At 51.6% G+C, this 18521-nt stretch carries 17 protein-coding genes; 8 read left to right on the forward strand and 9 right to left on the reverse strand.

The features are described from left to right. Positions 1 to 118 precede the first annotated feature (118 nt). The 3 genes from ku to ligD are packed head-to-tail and all read left to right on the forward strand — an operon-like array spanning position 119 to position 2883. Complete coding sequence (gene ku, locus RB297_RS27570; RefSeq protein WP_375121899.1) at positions 119 to 1048, forward strand: non-homologous end joining protein Ku; 930 nt, start codon at positions 119 to 121, stop codon at positions 1046 to 1048. 24 nt (positions 1049 to 1072) lie between these two features. Further along, positions 1073 to 1960 (forward strand): ATP-dependent DNA ligase, encoded by an 888-nt coding sequence (locus tag RB297_RS27575; protein WP_255250649.1) that lies wholly within the window; start codon positions 1073 to 1075, stop codon positions 1958 to 1960. Positions 1961 to 1965: 5 nt separating this feature from the next. After that, entirely contained in the window at positions 1966 to 2883 is a 918-nt protein-coding gene (gene ligD / locus RB297_RS27580) for a non-homologous end-joining DNA ligase (protein ID WP_009590907.1), read from the forward strand. Here the strand turns inward: ligD and RB297_RS27585 are convergent. Then, a complete protein-coding gene (locus RB297_RS27585; protein ID WP_375121900.1) occupies positions 2866 to 3939 on the reverse strand; it encodes an SPL family radical SAM protein in 1074 nt (357 codons plus the stop codon). The genes ligD and RB297_RS27585 overlap by 18 nt on opposite strands. A gap of 228 nt (positions 3940 to 4167) precedes the next feature. Here RB297_RS27585 and RB297_RS27590 point away from each other — a divergent pair, with 228 nt between their 5' ends. Further along, positions 4168 to 4749: a TetR/AcrR family transcriptional regulator gene (locus RB297_RS27590; RefSeq protein WP_375121901.1), complete on the forward strand. Its 582-nt coding sequence runs from the start codon at positions 4168 to 4170 to the stop codon at positions 4747 to 4749. Between the two features lie 44 nt (positions 4750 to 4793). After that, on the forward strand, positions 4794 to 5864 hold the full coding sequence (locus tag RB297_RS27595; protein ID WP_375121902.1) for a serine hydrolase domain-containing protein: 1071 nt from the start codon (positions 4794 to 4796) through the stop codon (positions 5862 to 5864). Positions 5865 to 5923: 59 nt separating this feature from the next. On the opposite strand, the gene RB297_RS27600 is transcribed toward RB297_RS27595, so the two are convergent. After that, positions 5924 to 6841 carry a YitT family protein gene (locus tag RB297_RS27600; protein WP_015737304.1) on the reverse strand — a complete coding sequence of 306 codons (918 nt, stop codon included), beginning with the start codon at positions 6839 to 6841 and terminating at the stop codon, positions 5924 to 5926. A 167-nt stretch (positions 6842 to 7008) separates the two neighbouring features. Next, a complete protein-coding gene (cls, locus tag RB297_RS27605) occupies positions 7009 to 8439 on the reverse strand; it encodes a cardiolipin synthase (RefSeq protein WP_015737305.1) in 1431 nt (476 codons plus the stop codon). A gap of 270 nt (positions 8440 to 8709) precedes the next feature. On the opposite strand from cls, the gene RB297_RS27610 reads away from it, so the two are divergent. Beyond that, positions 8710 to 9681: a M23 family metallopeptidase gene (locus RB297_RS27610; protein ID WP_375121903.1), complete on the forward strand. Its 972-nt coding sequence runs from the start codon at positions 8710 to 8712 to the stop codon at positions 9679 to 9681. Positions 9682 to 9716: 35 nt separating this feature from the next. Continuing rightward, entirely contained in the window at positions 9717 to 10136 is a 420-nt protein-coding gene (locus RB297_RS27615) for a bactofilin family protein (protein WP_096776551.1), read from the forward strand. 136 nt (positions 10137 to 10272) lie between these two features. On the opposite strand, the gene RB297_RS27620 is transcribed toward RB297_RS27615, so the two are convergent. Together RB297_RS27620 and RB297_RS27625 are read right to left on the reverse strand one after the other, a co-directional pair. Next, on the reverse strand, positions 10273 to 11046 hold the full coding sequence (locus RB297_RS27620; protein WP_375121904.1) for an ABC transporter permease: 774 nt from the start codon (positions 11044 to 11046) through the stop codon (positions 10273 to 10275). After that, a complete protein-coding gene (locus RB297_RS27625; protein ID WP_015737308.1) occupies positions 11039 to 11956 on the reverse strand; it encodes an ABC transporter ATP-binding protein in 918 nt (305 codons plus the stop codon). The genes RB297_RS27620 and RB297_RS27625 overlap by 8 nt, the downstream gene beginning before the upstream one ends. Positions 11957 to 12446: 490 nt before the next feature. On the opposite strand from RB297_RS27625, the gene RB297_RS27630 reads away from it, so the two are divergent. Next, positions 12447 to 14240, forward strand: a complete 1794-nt coding sequence (locus RB297_RS27630) for a glycosyl hydrolase family 28-related protein (RefSeq protein ID WP_375121905.1) — start codon at positions 12447 to 12449, stop codon at positions 14238 to 14240. Positions 14241 to 14359: 119 nt separating this feature from the next. Here the strand turns inward: RB297_RS27630 and RB297_RS27635 are convergent, their stop codons facing one another. From RB297_RS27635 to RB297_RS27650, 4 genes are read right to left on the reverse strand one after another with little or no spacing between them, the layout of a single operon-like run. Beyond that, positions 14360 to 15295, reverse strand: a complete 936-nt coding sequence (locus RB297_RS27635; protein ID WP_096776554.1) for an LCP family glycopolymer transferase — start codon at positions 15293 to 15295, stop codon at positions 14360 to 14362. 6 nt (positions 15296 to 15301) lie between these two features. Continuing rightward, positions 15302 to 15850, reverse strand: a complete 549-nt coding sequence (locus tag RB297_RS27640) for a VanZ family protein (RefSeq protein WP_015737312.1) — start codon at positions 15848 to 15850, stop codon at positions 15302 to 15304. A gap of 34 nt (positions 15851 to 15884) precedes the next feature. Next, positions 15885 to 17249 carry a sugar phosphate nucleotidyltransferase gene (locus tag RB297_RS27645; RefSeq protein ID WP_096776555.1) on the reverse strand — a complete coding sequence of 455 codons (1365 nt, stop codon included), beginning with the start codon at positions 17247 to 17249 and terminating at the stop codon, positions 15885 to 15887. Positions 17250 to 17284: 35 nt separating this feature from the next. Beyond that, the gene (locus RB297_RS27650) at positions 17285 to 18517 is read right to left on the reverse strand and encodes a glycosyltransferase family 4 protein (protein WP_036665166.1); all 1233 of its coding nucleotides are present in this window, start codon (positions 18515 to 18517) and stop codon (positions 17285 to 17287) included. Between the last annotated feature and the right edge of the window lie 4 nt (positions 18518 to 18521).

An 18521-nucleotide genomic window follows, 5' to 3' on the forward strand; every position in this document is an offset into this window, starting at 1 on the left:
CCGACCTTTTTGAACACGCACTACTAGAGGTAGTTCAAAAAATTATAGTCGTCGTTTATTGCGTTTACTACACGGTCATACCCAAAACATATTAGAACTTGATAGGAGGTTTCATAGAATGCATACGGTTTGGAAGGGCGCGATCAGCTTTGGTCTGGTGCACGTGCCGGTGAAGATGTTCTCGGCTACGGAAGACAAGGATATTTCGATGCGGTACATTCACAAGGAGTGCGGCAGCCCGCTCTCCTACATCCGCAAATGTCCGGTATGTGAAGAGGAGGTTTCCTGGGAGGAGATTACGAAGGGCTATGAGTACGAGAAGGGGAAATTCGTGTTGTTCGAAAAAGAAGAGCTGGAGCAGCTCGCCGAAGCGAACAGCAAAAACATCACCATTCTGGACTTTGTCGATCTGACCGAGATCGATCCGATCTACTTCCAGAAGACCTACTATCTCTCGCCGGATCAAGCAGGTGCCAATGCATACCGGCTGCTGCTGGAAGCGATGAAGCAGTCCGGCAAAATCGGCATCGCCAAAATTGCCATTCGCTCCAAGAGCAGTTTGGCTGCGATTCGCGTGCTGGATGAATGCCTGTCGATCGAGACGATTTTCTACCCGGATGAAATCCGGCCGATTTCGCAGGTCCCGAATTTGCCTGAGCGAACCGAGGTCAACGCCAAGGAGCTGGATATGGCCAAACTGCTGATTGACCAGTTGTCGACTCCCTTTGACCCTGAAAAATATACGGATGATTATCGCGAACGCCTGCTGGACCTGATCAACAGCAAAGTGTCCGGCGAAGAGATCAAGATTGCCCCTGCTCGTCAGGAGACCAACGTTGTGGATCTGATGGCGGCCCTTCAGGCCAGCATCGAGGCCGTCAAGCCGATCGGAACGGACCCGGGCACCAAGCCGAAGCCGCGTAAAACGACCCGGAAGACCGCTGCCAAAGAGCCTGCAGCCAAGGTCAGCGGCGGGGAAGCTGACGCGGATGCACCAAAGCCGAAACGCCGGACGGCCAAATCCAAGAAATCCGATTCCCCATCCTAAAGCCGCATGGGACAGTTGCAAAATTTGCTGCCGAAAGAGCCGATGGCTCCGATCTCGACGGATCAGATTACGACCGGCGAAGATTGGGGTTATCAGCTGAAATGGGATGGCGTACGCATTCTGGCCGGGCTTGACCAGAACCGCGTATCCCTGTATTCCCGCAAGCTGCTCGACAAAACATCCCTGTACCCCGAAATCGTTCAGGCTTTATCCGTCCTGCAGGATCGGCGTCTTCTCCTGGATGGCGAGGTCGTGTATTTTCATCCGGAGCTTGGCCGCCCCGTCTTTCAGAAGGTTCTTCAGCGGGAGCGTTCGCGTACGGTCAGTACGAGCGCTCCTCTGTTTACTTATGTGCTGTTCGATATCTTGGTGGATGGCGACGAGGACTTGCGCAAGCTGCCTTATCTGGAACGTCATCATCGTCTCAAGGAGACGGTTTCCGACATTCCGGGCCTGCTGACCGCCGATCTGTTTCTTGAAGGCGAACCGTTATGGGACTGGGCGGAACAGCGCGGTTGGGAGGGCATTGTCATGAAGCGCCTCTCCTCGCCATACCGTGAGGGCAAAAAGCATCGGGATTGGTACAAAAAGAAAATTGCCGTGAACATGGCAGCCTCCGCCGTCGCCATGATCATCAGGGAAGGTCGCGTAGCCAGCCTCGTCATCGCAGACGACGATGGGAACTACATCGGCCGGGCTTCCCTGGGGCTCAATGAGCAAACGAAGAAGAAACTGCTGCAATATGCCGAAAGCCATCGTGCTGACGCGGTATGGAGAACGCTCCATACCGACCTGAAGAAAGAACAGCTGGCCTGGCTTAGCCAGCCTTTATCAGTCCAGGTCACATTTCTCGAGTGGAGCCAGGATGGCATGATGCGCCATCCCAAACTCGTATCGATTGAGGGGGTGTAAACCATATGGCTCGTACCGTTAAAGGCACCCTGACGATCGAGGGGCAAGAGATTCAAATTACGAATCCCGACAAACCGCTGTGGCCGGAGGTCGGCATTACCAAGGCAATGTATTTGCAAAAGCTTGCGGCCATCTCGCCTTTCTTGCTCCGGTACTGCCGGGGCAGGCTGCTCACGACCATCCGGTATCCGCACGGAGCGCAAGGCGAATCCTTCTACCAGAAAAATGCACCCGAGCCGCTGCCGCCCTTTGTTCAGACTTATGTGCACGAAAATATTAACTACGTGCTGCTCAACGGGCTGCCGGAGCTGCTCTGGCTGGGGAATCTGGCTGCGCTTGAGTTTCACCCTTCCCTGCATCTGGCAGGCAGCCATCTGCCCTGCGAATGGATGATCGATTTGGATCCCACGCTCCCGGAGGAGCCCCGGATTATGGAGGCGACGGCCATTGTAGGGGACGTGCTGAGCTCCCTGGGCCTGTCCTCCGTCCCGAAAACCTCGGGAGCGACCGGAGTGCAGATCATCGTTCCGATTCCGGAAGGCGTAACGTTCGATGAACTTCGAACGGTTGGCCAATTCGTGGGCCAATACGTGACGGAGAAGTTCCCGAAGCTGTTCACCATCGAGCGGCTGAAGAAGAACCGCGGCGATAAAATCTACTTCGATTATCTTCAGCACTACAGCGGAAGGACGCTCGCCGCTCCTTATACCCCGCGGGCCCGGCGGCTCGGGACCGTCTCCACGCCGCTCACGTGGGACGAAGTCCGCCAGGACGTTTCTCCCACGGAGTTTCACCTGCTGAACATCGAAGAACGGCTGAGGGAAAAGGGCGACCTGCTGCAGACCCTGCCGCCCCAACCGATCGAGAATGTCATCCGGCATCTGTTGCCAAAGGGTAAGGCAGCGTCAAAAAGGAAAGGATAGCTGCTCAACATCGGGTTTAAGCTCCTCTCCGGAAACCGGGGCCGCCGGTTGAGGAAGCTTCCTTGGACGTACAGGAGCAGCCCATTCCCTCGCAGGGTGATCGTTGGCCCCTTCATCCGATGTATCGTTCTCCGAGGCTGCAATCGGTCCGGACCGGTTGACAGCAGCAGGTGCCCCCATGGTCAATCCGCTCAGCCCATATTCGTTCAACAGCCTGGACGCCATCGACTTGAAGGAACGAACGTAATGCTCTTCCGCATAAGCACCTTGCCCATATAACTCGCGGTAGGATTGAACCACCTCGGGGAAATGGTGTTTCAGCGTTTCGAGGTACCATTTCTTCACGTCGCGCGACAGTCTCAGCAAGGAGATCATCGCAAAGGAAACGCCTCTTTCCTTGGCCTGGGACAAGAGCTCCTTCAGTTCCGGCTCCTCGTCCGTCAAAAAGGGCAGTACAGGCGCCACAAACAAGCCTGTTCTTATGCCTGCAGCCGATAATCTGTGAATCGCATCAAGCCTGGCCTCCGGATGAGGCGATGCCGGCTCCAGCTTCCGGATGACGTCCCCGCTCAGCGTGTTGAGACTCATGTTGACGGACACGTTCTCCATCCGGGTCAAGATATCCAAATCCCTCAATACGAGCGGAGAACGCGTCGTAATGCTGGTAGAAATGCGGTATTTAGCGAGCAGCTTCAGACATTCCCGCGTAAGGGTCTCCTTGCCCTCGATCGGCTGGTACGGGTCGGTTGCCGTTCCGATCGTCACCTGTCCGATCGATCTCCGCATCGCTTCAATGTCATAGTTAAACTTCCTCGCCGCGCTCGACAGCTGCTTCTCCAACGCTTCCGCCGCATTCGACTTCATAAAAATATGGTGCTGGAACTCGTCTTCCGCTCCCATCCCGATAAACGATTGAAATGCGCGGGCGTAGCAAAAGCTGCAGCCATGTCCACAACCTCGATACGGATTGATGGACCAGTCGAAGGGCATCCGCTCTTCCTTCACTCGGTTTAATGTTTGCTTGGTGGTTATGCGTTCATATTGCGTACGAGCCATTCCGCTTCCTCCTCCCTGGACCTGCCATGCTCTATGTCATTATTCTTTATTTTAACAAACATATGTTCTTATTATAAGTGGGTTTTACTGGATTTACAAATCATGATTCCATGAACGCTTCATGAGAATCGGATTGAAATCGGTCCAATTACTCATTATAATCAATATATATCAAGTGATATATATTGATCGTTCTACATATGAATAACTTAAGGAGCTGTAGACATCATGGCACCAAAAACGAAGTTTACCAAACAAGATATCGTGCTAGCCGCATTCGACATTGCCAAAACGGATGGCATCGAGTCCATTACGATCCGAAAAGTAGCCGAACGTCTCGGCAGCTCCATCGCGCCGATCTATGTCAATTTCAACGACGTCCAGGAACTGCTTCAGCAGGTCGTCGAAAGAGCCTTCCATGTGGCCAGAGGAATGATCATGGAGCAGCAATCCGGACAGCCGTTCCGGGATATCGGCATGGCAAGTCTCCGCTTTGCCAAGGAATATCCCGTGCTTTATCGGGACCTCATGATGAAGGACAATCCCCATATGAAGAATACGCCGGAACAACTGGACGAAGTTATCGGATTGATGAGGCAGGATCCGGAGCTCGCGGGATTTTCGGATCAGGAGCTGCAATCTATTTTATTGAACATGCAGGTGTTTCAGACAGGTCTCTGCGTCATGGTGGCAAACGATCTGTTCACGAAGAACGTGGATGACGAGCAGATGATGAATATGATGGACGAAGCCGCTGAAGCGTTCATACGTGCTGCGCGTGCCCGGAAACATGAGGGAAAGGGAATCTAAACTGAAGGAAAGAAAAATTACGATTCATGGGAGGTAGAACGGCAATGGGAACAATCCTGAAGCAATCGGTTCTGGATGCATGTGTGACTCAAATCGCCAATAAAAGAAATGTGTTTAGCACAGTGATGTGCGTCGAGGACCAGGAGCGGTCATTGTCCATAGTCGGCAGCGGAGGTGATATGCAGCCTGACGACCGCTATTTCATTGCCAGCGTGACCAAGTTGTACGTGACTGCCGTACTCTTGAAATTACGCGCCGAGCGGCGGCTGGAGCTCCATGATCCCATTGGCAAGCACCTGCCCGAAGAGATTATGACCGGGCTCCACAGGTTTAAGAACAGGGATTACGGCGAAGAAATCACCGTTCAGCATTTGATGTCCAATACGTCCGGCATCCCGGACTATTTCTCGGAAACCGTCTTCTCGAATCTGATCGCCGGGAAGGATCGAGCTTGGAGCCTGGACCAAGTCCTGGCCGCGGCCAAAAGGAAAACGCCTAAATTCAAACCGGGACAGCAGAAAAAAGCCCAATATTCCGACACCAACTATCGGCTGCTTGGCCAAATCATCGAGAATATCAAGGGCGAATCCATTCAGGCCGTATTCCAGGAATACATCTTCGACAAGCTCAAGCTGACGCAAACCTATTTTTATCATGACCCGGAGGATGCGTCCCCCGTTCCGTTCCATTACAAGCAGAAGCGACTGGACCTTCCCTTGTATATGGCATCAGTCGGTGCGGAGGGCGGGATCGTCTCCACGGCAAGGGAAACGATGACGTTTTTGCGATCCTTTTTTAACGGGGATTTGTTTCCGCTGGGTGATTTGGGGGAGCTCCAGAGGCAGTGGAACTTCCTGTTTGCTCCCGGCCCCTTCTTCTATGGCATCGGCATTTCAAGACAGCCGCTATCTCCTTTCAGTCTGGGACGCGGACTCATCGGCCACTGGGGCCAATCCGGGGCATTTGCCTTCCATCACCCGGAGTCGGGCCTCTATTTCACCGGAACCGTGAACCAGGCCGTCGGTCAAACCGCCGCCGTGCAGGCCATGTCGCGAATCATCCGCCATTATGTGCGCGAGAAGAAGGCGCTGCGCCTGCAAGCCGATACTCTTTAAACAAAAAATGGCTCCGCCCGCGCTAACTCTCGCACCGGGTGGAGCCTGAAATGATTGTATTAATGGATTGCCTTTTTCTTAAAGCGGCCGCCCTTCACATCATGGATGTTGCCGACGGCTACGAAGGCCTGGGAGTCCCAGTCTTCCACAATGGATTTGAGCTTTGCTTCTTCCAGGCGAGTGATAACCACAAAGATAACCTTCTTGCTGTCTCCGGAATAAGCGCCCTCGCCTTCGAGGTAGGTTACGCCGCGTCCCAAACGCTGGGTCAGCGCATCACCGATCTCCTTATGCTTATCACTGATAATCCAAACCGATTTGGATTGATCAATGCCTTCAATGGTAATATCGATCAATTTAAACGCAAGGTAATACGCAATCAGCGAGTACATGGCATGGTCCCAGCCGAAAATGAAACCTGCGCTGCCTAGAATGAATACGTTGATGAACATCACGATTTCGCCGACGGAGAACGGCGTTCTCTTGTTGATCAGAATGGCCACGATTTCCGTGCCGTCCAAGGAACCGCCGGACCGGATAACAAGGCCGACCCCGATTCCGAGAAGCACGCCGCCGAACACGGCCGCAAGCAGCGGATCGATCGTGATCGGATCGACGGGATGCAGGAAATAAGTGCCGACGGACATGACCAATACGGCGAACAGCGTGGATAATGCGAAGGTTTTTCCGATCTGTTTATATCCCATAAACAAAAACGGAAGGTTGAACAAAGTCAGGAATACACCCAGCGGAATATCGGTGATATGGGAAACCATAATCGAGATTCCGGTAATCCCTCCGTCAATAATCTTGTTCGGCACCAGAAAGATTTCCAGCCCTACTGCCATCAAAATCGCGCCGAAAGTTAAGAACACCAGACGGCGGAGAAGCTTCAAGGTCGCTGAGCCTGCCTTGGGATTCTCCGGCTTCTGCTGCTCCGCTTTCACTTGCGCCAGAATCTTCACATCACTTGACATAAATCTCCCCCGTTCAACTTTATGAAACTAAGCTAATATATATTTATAAGTGGATCCTATATAAATATTCTATCATATAAATAAAAGCGGGACATAGATTTTTCGCAGTTTATCCTGCTTTTTACTCGGATTTCCGTCATTCTCACATCTCATGTAAAATATTACTTTTACAGCAATGGCGACAGCATCCTGCACATAATTTCGGCCGCTTTCTGCCATCTTCCGCGCTGACGGAACACCTCCGCATCAATAAGCCTGCTATGTTGCAGATCTTCCTTAAAATCCGAAACCAACCGCTCAATAGGCAGCCGATCGAACAGCACGGCCGTCAGCTCGAAGTTACAGAAGAAACTCCGCATATCCATATTCGCCGTACCGACCGAACCGAGAAGCTCGTCCACAATGAGCACCTTGGCATGGATGAACCCTTTTTCATACTCGTAGAACTTGACTCCCGCTGCCAGCAGCTCTTCCACGTAGGACAAGCTTGCCATCTTGACGAGGCGGGAATCGGCGTGATCCGGAATAATGATCCGTACGTCCACGCCGCTCACCGCAGCCGTCTTCAGGGCTTCATAAATACCTTCATCGGGAATGAAATACGGCGTGGTGATCCATATCCGTTCTTTGGCCACGGAAATCGCCCCGAAGCACATTTCCTGAATGGCATTCCAGTTCAGATCCGGTCCGCTGCTCAATATCTGCACTTGCTCCTCCCCGGTGCATTGATGCTCCGGAAACAGCCCGAAATCCGCAATGCGCTCTCCGGACGCAAGCTTCCAATCGTGCAGAAACACATTTTGCAGAAAATAGACCGCATCCCCCTTTACTTCCAGATGCGTGTCGCGCCAGTAGCCCATATTCGGATATTCGCCAAGATAGTCGTCCCCGACGTTAATGCCGCCCAGAAAACCGATCGTGCCGTCCACGACGACGATTTTGCGGTGGTTCCGGTAATTGATTCTGCGGCTGAACATCGAGACCATTGCGGGCAGGAAGAAATAGAACTCCACTCCCGATTCTTTGAAGCGTTGAATGAATGTTTTCTTGAGTTTATAACTGCCCAGCCCGTCACAAACCAGGCGCACCTTGACGCCTTCCTGCGCTTTTCGAATCATGACGTCCTGAAACTTCGTGCCGATCCGGTCATGGCGAAAGATGTAAAACTCCACGTGAATGTGATCCTTGGCCTCCTCCATGGCGTTCAGCATGGCCTCATACGTCTCTTCCCCATCGGTCAACACCCGGCTTTGATTACAGCCCGTGATGGGACTCTCCGACAAGTGATTGAGCAGATTGAACAAACGGTCATTATGATGAAAGCCGGGATTGTTCATATCTCCTTTTCTTCTGACGACCGCCGCCCGATCCCACAAATGCGCCCTGATTTCCTGAAACAAACGGGAACCCCGCTTGCGAATCTTCAATCGCTTCTGGTAATCCTGCGCCACAAAGAAATAGAGTACAAACCCGATAAAGGGGAGGCAAAATAAAATAAACAGCCATGCCACGGCCTTGGACGGATTTCGAAACTCAAGCAGCAGCACCGCAACCATCTGCAAAATAAAAGTAATAAGTGCAACCAGAAGCCACACCATATCGGCAGCCTCCTCACGATGAATAATATATTGAGCAGCCCTTTGTCAAAACGTTTGAAATGAAAGACAAGCAATTAACTACACTACATCATTGACCAATTCCATATGTATTTATTCAATTACCCAATGCGGCGCCATACTGAATAAGTTCTCTTATCTAATAATTTTTGACATGTTCTTCGAAAGAATAGAATACATACTAGATAAGGAGTTGGCCAAGTCTAGCGGGTGCCCTTGTAAACCATAAATAATGCATGGAAGGGAGATGCCATGAAAACCGCACACCGTAAACAACGCTTAACCTTGCTGGTGCTTCGGGATGCCCAGCATTCAGTCAAACAGGTCCATCTGTCCAAACCTTTGATGATAGCGGTGCCCGCGGCCGCTATTTTGTCCATCGCCGGACTGATCGTTTCCCTCCAGATCCAGTCGGCTCAGACCATCTCGGGGCTGGAGCAGCAGCTGACGCTGAAAAGCCTGGAAGCCTTAAAGATGGAAGTGACGGTCACCGATAAGGATGAAGCCATCGAACGCCTAAATAAAGCGATCATTCAGCTATCGGGTGAAGCAGAGCAAACGAAGGTCCAGATGGAGCGCGTTCAGCAGCTGGAGCAGGAGCTTCAGCAGTTTATTGAGAAGCACGGCAGCCTGTCCGGCCAGACCTCCTCCATCGCTGACGAGGATAAGCAGCATGTCGGCGGTGAATTCATTGCCGTTCATGAGAATGAAATGTTAAACCTCGCCAAGGAGACCCAGGATGATTTCGAGAACATGCAGCAGCTGATTTCACGCATGGAGCAGCATATTCCGCGTACGCTGGATCAGGCCCAGGAAACCCAGGAAAGGCGTGAGGGCACGCCTTCATTATGGCCGACCACCTCCAAGCGGCTCACCTCGAATTTTGGTTATCGTAGCGATCCTTTTACCGGCCGCTCGGCCTATCATGCCGGCATCGATATTGCCGGGAAAACCGGCGATCCTATCTATGCCGCAGGCGCCGGCGAGGTGACGGCAGCGGAACGCAGCGGGGCGCGGGGGGTGTATATCGTCATCAGGCATCCGAATGGTCTGGAGACGTGGTACATGCATCTGGACAGCCTGGACGTGTCGGCAGGCGATCATGTCGAGCAGGGCGAAACGATTGGCAAGCTGGGCTCCTCCGGGCGAAGCACGGGCCCCCACCTTCATTTCCAGGTCGTCAAAAACAATCAGACGATTGACCCTTTGCCTTATCTGCAATAAGCACACCATCCATTTTCGAATAGGAGGAATGACAGATGAAGAAGAAAAACAAGAAGAAACGGGCGACAGAGCGGACCGATACGCTGATCGGGCCAGGAAGCGAAGTGGAGGGCGTCCTGCAATGCGAGGATGACCTGAGGATCGACGGCCGCTTTAACGGCTCCATCGAAAGCCAAGGCTGCGTCACCATAGGCGAAGCCGCGATTGCCCGCTCCAATATTTCCGCTCGGGAAGTCATCGTGGCCGGCAAGGTCTATGGGGATGTGATTGCGGAAAATAAACTGACGATTACGACAACGGGGCAAATGTACGGGGATGTTCACGCAGCTTCCCTTATCGTTATGGAGGGCGGGCTTCTTCACGGGGCAAGCCGGATGGACCAGCAGACCTCTTCTCAGGAAGCCTCGGAATCCATTGACGCCGCACTGCCCCTTAAGCGTCCGGAAGCAGGTTAACCCGGCGTATGGACGACCACCCGAATTCGAACACGATATCCGCTTCGGCCGGATCCTACAGCCGACACAATCAAAGAGCCCCTTCTCATCCATGTGACCCACACGGCGGAAGGAGCTCTTTTCTCATCGTTATGAATTATGCTGCTACGTCTCTCTTGGTGAAGGCCAGCCACGAGACCAGCATGAACAGTAAGCAATAGACGGCCAAAATCGCTACGGAAAAGCCCATCCCAACGCCTCCCGGCCCGACGGGCGAGCTGATGTACCCGCTCAGATCGGTGTGAAGAAAGAGCAAATACTTCGCCCATACAAACCGCTCCGGGTTAAAGATAAAACCGAAGATATCTTTCGTAAACAGGACCAGCAGCGATAATCCAATCGCAAGGCCGCCTGAACGGAATACCGTGGAGAGCATAAATGCAATCAGCGAAATGACAAACACCTGGATCGTATCCGTCAGCAGGAGCAAGAGGGAATTGCTCATGGGCGATCCATCAAATCCGTCCGAGAATCCGGCATTGCCGGAAAACAGCAGCATCGAGACAGCGATGCCCACCGCCATGGTGACTCCCGCACAGAGCAGCCCGAACAGACACAAGGCGGCGAATTTGGATAACAGAATCTTCCCCCGGCTCCACGGCCGGATCAGCAGCAATTTGATGGTCCCCCCGCTAAATTCCCCGGCCACGATATCCGCGGCGATGACAACCGTGAAGATCGCGCTGAGGTATATGGTGAAACTCTCCGTCCAAGTGAACACGGTCCAGACATCCATCGGCGCATCCGTCAAGTACAGCATGACAGGCATGGCCGCATTAAATAAGACAAGTATGCCCAGCATGACCCAAGTCCGCACGCGGTAGTAAATTTTCATATTCTCATTGGCAACAAGACGGGTAAAGTTATTCAACAAGAGATCCCCCTCCCGTCATTTCCAAAAATTGATCCTCCAGCGACCGGGTTACCGGCTGTATGGCATATACGCGTATGCCCGCTTCGACCAATGCCGCATTGATGTCCGCAATCATATCCCGGTCACCGCGAACAAGGACGCGATGCTCCCGGGCTGTCGCCTGGTAGTCCTGGAGGAGCGCTGCGGCGGCATCCGCGTCGCTGACGGTAAATGCCGTCTCTTCAAACATCCGCTCTCCCCCGTCCGTGCGAAGCTGCCGAATATCGACCAGCTTGCCGTGACGGATGATGCCGACGGTATCGCACATCAGCTCCATTTCCGACAGCAGATGGCTGGATACGAATACGGTGGTCCCTTCCTCCTGCGTCAATCGCCGCAAATAATCACGCAGCTCCCGAATGCCCTGCGGGTCCAAGCCGTTCGTAGGCTCGTCCAGGATCAGAAGTTTGGGCCGGTGCAGCAGCGCCTGTGCCACTCCGAGCCGTTGGCGCATCCCCAGCGAATAGGTCTGCACCTTCTCATGGATCCGGTTCCCGAGCCCGACGAGTTCCACCACTTCGTCGATACGCTCCTTCGTAATCCCCTGCATCATGCGTGCAAAATGCTTCAAATTATTGTAACCGGATAGAAACTTGTACATTTCCGGATTCTCGACGATCGCCCCGATCTGGGCAGCAGCCTGCTCATAATTTTTCCGAATGCTGTATCCCCCGATGGTTATATCCCCTTGGGTAATGGACATCAGCCCGACCATCATGCGGATGGTTGTCGTCTTGCCTGCCCCGTTCGGCCCAAGGAATCCGAAGATTTGTCCAGGTGCGATATCAAAGGTCACATCATCTACCAGAACCTTCGACGATATTTTTTTCGTAACCCCGAGCAGTCTTACCAGCGGTTCCTGCTTCATGTGAATTCTCCTTTGCCCCTAACGAAACAAGTTCAATATTCCCCATTATACACAATACCAGGCATGAGTCTAATAGACTCCGCTCCAAGCCGTCTGAATCAGCCAATCATTCAAAGGTCCTGCGCCATGTAAAATAGCTCATTGGATGGAGCCGTTTTGCACTTTCCACATATGCCCATAGGCATATCGTATCGATAGAAACCGGTTTTAAACACGCTGACTCCCTCGATCATCGACACGATCCGACGACAACATATACAGTACATTTTCAGTTCATTTTCCATGAATGTTCCACTCCCAATGAGAAATGGCTTGATATAATGGTTGTTGATACAGAATGTATCCTAATAAATTTGCACTCTTTTGTCAAACGAAAACATAAATATTTCTTGGCTATTTAAGGACAATTAGGTGAATTGACATCACTCCGGCCGATGCTTGATCATATTTTGTATGAGGATAACATTCCGACAGATGGGAGGGTACGAAAATGCCTGTACTGAACAGTCAAGCCAATGTGAAAAATTTCGGTGCAAAAGGTGATGGCGTTTCAGATGATACGTTAGCCTTCCAACAAGCGATCCAAGCGTGTGCCTCCGGTGCATATTCCGTCATCTATATGCCTAAAGGCCGATATCGCATAACGCAAACCTTGGTATTACCGAAACAGGAAAGGCCCAACACCAACGCCACGCAAGGAATTGGACTTACCATCTACGGGGACGGAATGTATGACAGCGGTATTATTTATACGGGAACAGATTTTGCCCTATACAGCGATAAAGACATGGCCGAGACTATCTTATTTAGGGATTTTTATATTAACCACGCTGCGGGTGGTGGCATCTATCTGCCGCAGGGCGCACACCAAATGTTTGAGCGTTTCTTCTCAAGCGCATGCGGTGAAGGAAAATTCGGAGTTTATATTCAGGGGATGCGAAGCGGGACGAATCCCACATCGGGCTATGGAGGCTATATGATCTCGTTTCGCGATTGCCGTTTCTGGCAGGAGACGGGTTACTTGGGTACGGGCTTAAAGTTAGAGGATATTGTGTTGTGCACAACGATTGATAGCTGTTTCTTCTCCAGGTCTGTGCGAAATTACCCCCATCTGGAAATTGTGAATTCGGACAGCATTCATATTACCTCAACGGCCTTTGAGAGGAGCGAACAAACCGTCCCCCCTGCTTCTCCTGCAGAGGGACGCACCGAGGAAGATGTCATGAGGGATGCGATTGCGGCGAATCAAGTGATGACCGCCCCACTCATCAAGCTGGATAATGCCCGTGCCGTTTCGATCGAAGAATGCCATGCGGAAGCGACCTATGAGAGCTTTGTGGGAATTTACGGACATACGTCAGGCGTGTGGATTGACGGATGCCGTCTGGATCACTACGCGATCACGGATTACAATCCCAATAAAGGATACATCGTCACCGTAGATCCGGGTTCTACGGCATCGCAGGATATCATCCTCGGACCGCGTAACTACCGGATTCAAGCCAATCATCCCAATACGACACACGGTACGCTTATCAAGGACCCTGTCGGCTGCGTAGTTGTCGAGAATATCGCGGACCGGACATCATTTCGGGATGCATTCTATTTAACGGAACGACGTACCGTACCTTATATCGGCTCCTCTGGCCATAACCTGCTTCGAAACCCGTCTCTCAGCGCCATGTTTACGAATGATGTCCCATACTCCATCGAACCTGACCCGGGCTTTGCCTTTAAACAAGCGGCTCCATCCGGCTGTATCGTCACCCAAAGTTCAACCGGCTCAAAGACCAAGCTCCGTATGAGAACCGTAGAACGTCTGCATAAGCATGAATATTACACCTTCGTGCTGTCTGGCACGAACCTGTCGGGGAAATCAACACCGCTATTTATTGATATCGGCGGGGACACCAACGATCTGACTCTTATTCTTCCTTCCGGCTCCGAACGCTTTACCATTACGAAAACGTTCAAGAAATACTACACGGACATCGTCGACCTCGTGGTATACGAGCCGCTTAATCTCCAAGTCCATTCGATATTCGTGCTGCCGAATCTGGTAAATAACATTCCTTACGGGGAGGAAACGATCGCGAGTTCGGCTGTCTTTACCGAATTGGTTCGCTCCAGCAGCATGATTCTCAGTCCGTTGCCTGCGATACCGGCTGCTTCTGCTGCCCACCGCGGCCGAATCATCATGGTTGAGGACAGTAACGGGGTAGATTCGCTGTATATTTGCAAACAGCGTTCAAAAGGCGTCCATTCCTGGATCAAGTTAGGATAATCGATGCGATGATCATGATGCAATACAACACGGAGAGGGTGAAGACTTAACGTCTTCCCCCTCTTTTCATGCCCGCTGTTTCATTGTCAGAGCCATTAAGCATCCATGCACTCATCGTCTCATTCGTTTCGATCCATATGCTCTTTAAGCAGTTGATGGATACGCTGACGTTCCTTCTCGCTCACTTGATAATACCAGACACCGCCGATCTTCTGCCCGCCTCCCTGAATTTCGATCTGTTTGATGGTTTTCATATCCTGGCGATAGTCGGTTACAAACGTCTTCATTTCATCAAATCGGACGTCTGTCTTTACGCTTGACCCGACCTCCTTAAGCAAAGCTTCAAGCTTGAAGACCGTTGAAACGTCAAGCGCGCTGTTCAATACTTCTTTCACGATTTGACGCTGCCTGGAGTTCCTGCCTAAATCGCCGCGGGGATCCTCATAACGCATCCGGGAAAAAGCCAATGCTTCCCGGCCGTTCAAATGCAGCCGTCCCTTGGCAAAATGATGGCCCTCATAATCAAATGCCAACGCGTTATCAATATCGACTCCGCCAAGCGCGTCTATGATGTTCGCAAAACCCTCCATGTTGACTTTAACGTAATAATTCACCGGAAATCGGAGCCATTCCTCAACGGTCCGTACGGACATTTGGATGCCTCCGAACGCGTAGGCATGATTGATTTTATCCTCCGTGCCGCGGTCCGCGATGACTGTACGAGTGTCTCGAGGAATGTTAAACATCAGGATCGACTGTTTCGACGGATTGACGGACAGCATAATCATCGCGTCCGACCTTCCCCGGTCATTCGGGCGTTCGTCTACTCCCAGCACAAGCACCGTAAAGGGCTCGCGCCGATCAATATCCGCCGTCTGGATTTCCTGCAGGATGGGATCGGCTGTTATAAAAGCGGGAGGCGATGAGGGTTCCCGCTGCTCATAAATTTGTTCAGCCGTCGCTTTGACGGACTGGTACACATACACACCATAACCGCCTGCCAACACGGTCAGACTCACGAGCGCTCCCGCAGTAATCTTCAGCCATTTTTTCATGCCTCGTCATCCTTTCCGATCTAACACTTCCCTCGGCCTCGATTTCATAGACCTCCAATATGTATATGCACTGACCAGCGTTATTCCGACCAATGCGGCAATCGAATCCAGGACAACATCCTGTGCCTTAAAGATGCGGTACCCCGATGTGCTTTGATGCAGCTCGTCGCTAACGGCATACAACGCGCACAAGCACCATGACACAGGTATGACTATGCTAGCCCTGATCCGCAGCAAATTCGTCAACAGCAGCAGCAACAAGCCACCAAGGACGAAGTATTCCCCGATGTGGGCTGCCTTTCGGATAAAAAATTCAACGAAACCGGGCACACCCTTGGCATCGATGCTAACGATCTCTCCGGCATAAGTAAACGAAACCCATGAAAACCAGTGTTCAATCGCCGCCTCTGGCAAGTGCTCCTGCAGCCACGGCCTTAGATCCTGCTGCTGGTACGACTGGGAGGAGAAGAAAAAAATGATGCTCATCCAAACGAAAACGATGACGATGATAAACAGGAGCCTCCTGCTCCTGTAGCTGCTTCTGTTTCTGCCCACGGCATTCTCCCCCGTCATGAAATTACCTTTGTCCTTAGACGAACTGGGTCATCTCTTCCCATTGAAAGGTTAACCGGATCGTATCCTCCTCTGATACTTCGGTACCGGATTGAACCTCAATGAATTCAAGATCCTCAAGCGCGCGAATTCCATGCAAAGTGCCGGCGGGTATTTTGAGCACATCCCCAGCCTGAACGGACTTTACCTGGTCTTGAATGCAGACTTCACCTGTACCGCTGGTGATCGTCCAGTATTCTTCGCGATGCAGATGATAATGATAGCTGGAGTTCTTTCCTGCATCAATCCGAATCCGCTTGGTAAGAACCTCATGTCCGTTCTTATGCTTTTGCAGATCGAGTACACGGTACCATCCCCAGCGGCGTTCCTCATACATGGGCCGTTGTTCGATATGAGAAATAAATTCCTTCAACCGCGGGCTGGATGATTTCTCCGTAACCAGGATGCCGTCTGCGCCAGTGGCTACCACGACATTGGAGAGTCCCAGCACCGCTACCGGAATATCCAGTTCATTAATCAAATGGGTGTTGTAGCAATCGTCGCTGATGGTCCCTTTCCCGTTGATCGGCGATGGAATCTCCTCTGTAAGCGTGTTCCAAGTGCCCAGATCCTTCCAGCTCCCTTCATAAGGAACCACCACGACGCGCCGAGCCTTCTCGATCACCTCATAATCGAAGCTAATCTTCGAGAGCCTTGCATACTGTTTGGACATTTCCTCATATTGAATCGGCAGTCCCTTATCGATCAGAAGCTGGATCAGATAGTCCAGCTTAAAAGAGAACACGCCGCAGTTCCAATAAGCGGATTGTGCGATGTATTGCGAAGCCTGCTCTTCGCTTGGTTTTTCTTTAAAGCTTTTTACGTTGCGGTAACCACACGAGGCATCCTCCGTCTGTTCAGGGAGAATATAACCGTACTTCTCCGAAGGATAGGTTGGCTTGACCCCCATAAGCGCTATATCCGCTCCGGACTCTTCCAAAACGCGATCCAAAGAAGACATTGTATGAAAGAACGGCTCCTCCACAAAAGGATCTACCGGCAGTACGGTAACTGTTTCCTGTAAATTGACGTTGGCTATGGAATACAGATACACGGCGGCTAGCGCGATCGCAGGGAACGTATCTCTGCGCTGCGGCTCTACGATGATCGGCACCCTGCCGGGAAGCTGATTTCGAATAATTTCAATCTGCGAAATGCCTGCGGCTATAAAGGATGAATCCGCCAAGTTGCTCCTCTGCAATTGCTTCCAAACGCGCTGCACCATGGACTCGGATTCTCCTTCTTCTCCAGGGAGCACCTTAAGGAACTGTTTGGAGCGAAGCTCGTTGGAGAGAGGCCACAGACGCTTACCCGAACCGCCGGACAATAAAATAATCTTCATCTTACTACTTTCCCTCCATCCTTTTATCACAGCATCTATATGGACTGCAGGAGCGTCCGGTATTTGTCGATTGACTGAGCCTTGGCAAGATACCGTTCCAAATACAATCTTCCGCCACGTCCGGTCAATTCCAACGTTTCCGTACCGCATGCATACATATTCGCTATGTGCTGGGAGATTTCGCGGTATTGTTGCGGTTCCACAACGACTCCGCATCCGCTTTCCTTAATAAGGACGGCGGCTTCGCTTCCTTGCTCAAGAACGCCGAGTATCGGCTTTCCGGCGGCCATGACGCCGTAGATTTTGCTTGGAACCGAGACGCCCTTGATCCCTTTCTGATTGACGACCAAATGGACATCCGCAGCGCATAGAGAGTATTTGATGTTTTCTTTAGGCTGAAACGGAAGGAACCGAACATTCCCCAATCCCTTCTCCTCCACATATCGCTGCATCTCGGGCTTCATGGCGCCATCGCCGATAAAAACGAACAGGATATCCGGATGATCCTTAAAATCCGAAGCGACCCGTATAATGTTCTCCAGATCGTAATAAAGACCGAGATTCCCCGAGTACATCACGATAAATTTTCCCTGCAGATCATGATCTTTCAAAAACTTCGACACGTTAGCATCGCTGCGGGGCAGCGGCGTGATATCCTGCTCGTCGGTCCAGTTATTAATTACGCTGTTGCTCGGTACCCTGCGTCCACGAAAGCGGCTGTTCAGCGTCTCTTGCATGTCCTGTCCAACCGTGATGATATGGTCGGCTATGCGGCAGCTCAAATTATCCATTCTCTTGGCCAGACGAAACAGCCATTTTCGATTCGTGTAACTGATAGCTTCGGCTTGCTCCGGATTAAAATCCATGATGTTATAGACGAGTTTCCCGCGTTTCAGCACCTTGCCGATGGCGCCAATCAATCCGCCGATAATCGGAGGAGAAGATATCGTATAGATGACATCCACTTTCTTAATGCGAAGCAATGCGATAACAGCCAATAGAAAATAGGAGAGAATAAACAGGATGCGGCTGAATTTGCTTCGCTTATTCACTTGAGGAGTACGAAGACGGATAATCCGTATACGTTCCAGTTGATCGTATTCAAACATTCTTTTCTTCTGGACGTGGTTTGCGTTTTCCGGCTGAACGGCGATAACCGTCACATCAAAATCATGCTGGAGCTCCAAACAAAGTTCAGTTAGCAGCTGCCCGGACGAAGCATAATCCGGATGAAAATAATTGGCCACAAACACGATTTCTTTTTTCATTTCA

This window comes from Paenibacillus sp. CR_12, from assembly GCF_041953985.1.
GTDB classification, from domain to species: Bacteria; Bacillota; Bacilli; order Paenibacillales; family Paenibacillaceae; genus Paenibacillus_AQ; species Paenibacillus_AQ lautus_A.

Bases quoted from the DNA above. Each gene is read 5' to 3' on its own strand.
- ku (WP_375121899.1), top strand. From the start codon at position 119: ATGCATACGGTTTGGAAGGGCGCGATCAGCTTTGGTCTGGTGCACGTG.
- ligD (WP_009590907.1), top strand. From the start codon at position 1,966: ATGGCTCGTACCGTTAAAGGCACCCTGACGATCGAGGGGCAAGAGATT.
- RB297_RS27585 (WP_375121900.1), bottom strand. From the start codon at position 3,939: ATGGCTCGTACGCAATATGAACGCATAACCACCAAGCAAACATTAAAC.
- RB297_RS27590 (WP_375121901.1), top strand. From the start codon at position 4,168: ATGGCACCAAAAACGAAGTTTACCAAACAAGATATCGTGCTAGCCGCA.
- RB297_RS27595 (WP_375121902.1), top strand. From the start codon at position 4,794: ATGGGAACAATCCTGAAGCAATCGGTTCTGGATGCATGTGTGACTCAA.
- RB297_RS27600 (WP_015737304.1), bottom strand. From the start codon at position 6,841: ATGTCAAGTGATGTGAAGATTCTGGCGCAAGTGAAAGCGGAGCAGCAG.
- cls (WP_015737305.1), bottom strand. From the start codon at position 8,439: ATGGTGTGGCTTCTGGTTGCACTTATTACTTTTATTTTGCAGATGGTT.
- RB297_RS27610 (WP_375121903.1), top strand. From the start codon at position 8,710: ATGAAAACCGCACACCGTAAACAACGCTTAACCTTGCTGGTGCTTCGG.
- RB297_RS27615 (WP_096776551.1), top strand. From the start codon at position 9,717: ATGAAGAAGAAAAACAAGAAGAAACGGGCGACAGAGCGGACCGATACG.
- RB297_RS27625 (WP_015737308.1), bottom strand. From the start codon at position 11,956: ATGAAGCAGGAACCGCTGGTAAGACTGCTCGGGGTTACGAAAAAAATA.
- RB297_RS27630 (WP_375121905.1), top strand. From the start codon at position 12,447: ATGCCTGTACTGAACAGTCAAGCCAATGTGAAAAATTTCGGTGCAAAA.
- RB297_RS27635 (WP_096776554.1), bottom strand. From the start codon at position 15,295: ATGAAAAAATGGCTGAAGATTACTGCGGGAGCGCTCGTGAGTCTGACC.
- RB297_RS27645 (WP_096776555.1), bottom strand. From the start codon at position 17,249: ATGAAGATTATTTTATTGTCCGGCGGTTCGGGTAAGCGTCTGTGGCCT.
- RB297_RS27650 (WP_036665166.1), bottom strand. From the start codon at position 18,517: ATGAAAAAAGAAATCGTGTTTGTGGCCAATTATTTTCATCCGGATTAT.